General features: G+C 59.2%; 1 protein-coding gene. It reads left to right on the top strand.

Going from position 1 to position 1,517, the window contains the following annotated elements; genetic code table 11:
- Positions 1 to 45: 45 nt before the first annotated feature.
- Positions 46 to 1,080, top strand: a complete 1,035-nt coding sequence (locus tag TU30_RS00035; RefSeq protein WP_042162964.1) for an HNH endonuclease — start codon at positions 46 to 48, stop codon at positions 1,078 to 1,080.
- Positions 1,081 to 1,517: the final 437 nt, after the last annotated feature.

Raw genomic sequence — 1,517 nt, 5'->3', positions numbered from 1 at the left:
AGGGGCAGGTGCCTCCGTAGCGGGGCGATCATGCCAGGAGGCTCCATGACGGGCGAAGACGTGCGGTACCGCAGCGGTGGCGACAACTCCATTCTGAAAATGATTTTGCTCGAGCAGTGGAAGTATCGCTGCTACATGTGTGGCCGACTGAAGGATTTCACCGACACCCAGATCGATCACCTCATCCCCCAGAGCTCCTCTGCCGCAGATCTCAGAGATTCCAAGAAGCAGTACAGCCTGACTTCCAGCTTCGACCTTCACGGTCCCGAAAACCTCGCTCCCATCTGTTTCAAGTGCAACCGGGAAAAGAGCAACCAGACATTCGAAGGCGCGGGCTTCATGCTCCTGGCGCTCAGCAAGGCTGCAAAGCTGCGCCCGGACGTGATCGCCGCATGCAAGAAATTCGGGTCGGGTACGCGCCTATCCAATCACTTGCTCCGCTCCATCGAGGCAGATCTGGCGCAGACAAAAGCACGGGAAGCGTTCGAGACCTACGCTCCGGCGATTGTGCAGAAGCTCGCACTGCTAGACGAGGGTAAAGCGGATTACGTTACTTACCATGAGGTCATCCTCGATGAAATGCACCCCGATGATTTCCACGACGTGTTCATCCCAGACGTCGGTCTGTCCCTGCGCACCCGGGGGCGCACTGCCATGTCAATCCTCCAGGACGTATGCGGCTGCCAGCTGACAGACCTGCTGCAGCCTCGCGTGCACGACCTGGTCGAACTCCTTCAGAACCAGGTACATCACGATTTTGAGAGCATCACTGAACCGTCGCGTACCAACGCGGGCCCGGCCGAGATACTCCACCTCCAGGTGACCATCGAGACGATCGACTACCACCGCTACGAACCTGTCCTGGAGTTCACGTTCCAGGGAATATTCGATGCCTACCTCATGGCTCCACTGGTCCAGGACACCCTGAATGGAGACGGCATTCAAGACCGTCAAGGAGAAGCCGCAGTTACCGGTACTTTCTCCTTCACCGCCGACTGGTCCATCTCGGCACAGCAAGGAGCCCTCGATATCAGTGACTGCACCATCGAGGAGTGGTCGAGTCACCTCGAGGTCACCTAAGAAATCCAGTAACTGCGACATGCGCAATTCTTCATTCCTCGCGTGATGTTCGGCGTTGAGGTTTCAGTGGTTTGCCGTTTCGCTTTCAGCGAGTTTGAGCTGGCGTTTTTCTGATTTCACTGAAATGTTCGTGCTGCTTGGGTGCTGAAGACTGCCGCCGAATCTCGGTGAAAAGTGGAGGCTGAACGCGTAGGACCGTAGTTTGAAGCACCGGGGGTATGGCCCGGTGCTGCCAAAGCTACATACTGCATCATCTGATGCAGACTCACCGACCCGGGCCACCCTTCCCCTTGTTGTTGCTCGGGCCGCAGGCCCGTTGGCCGTCCCGCGCAGCGGGGCCGGCCGTTGGGTGCGCAGCGCCCCATGGTGGCTGGAGCGCAGCGGAGGCCCCCGCGCGGGGAAGGCAGTCCCCGCAGCTCCGGGAGCGCAGCGGACGG

This window comes from Streptomyces sp. NBRC 110035 (genome assembly GCF_000829695.1).
Lineage (GTDB): Bacteria > Actinomycetota > Actinomycetes > Streptomycetales > Streptomycetaceae > Streptomyces.
This window is presented reverse-complemented; position numbering and strand designations above follow the sequence as displayed.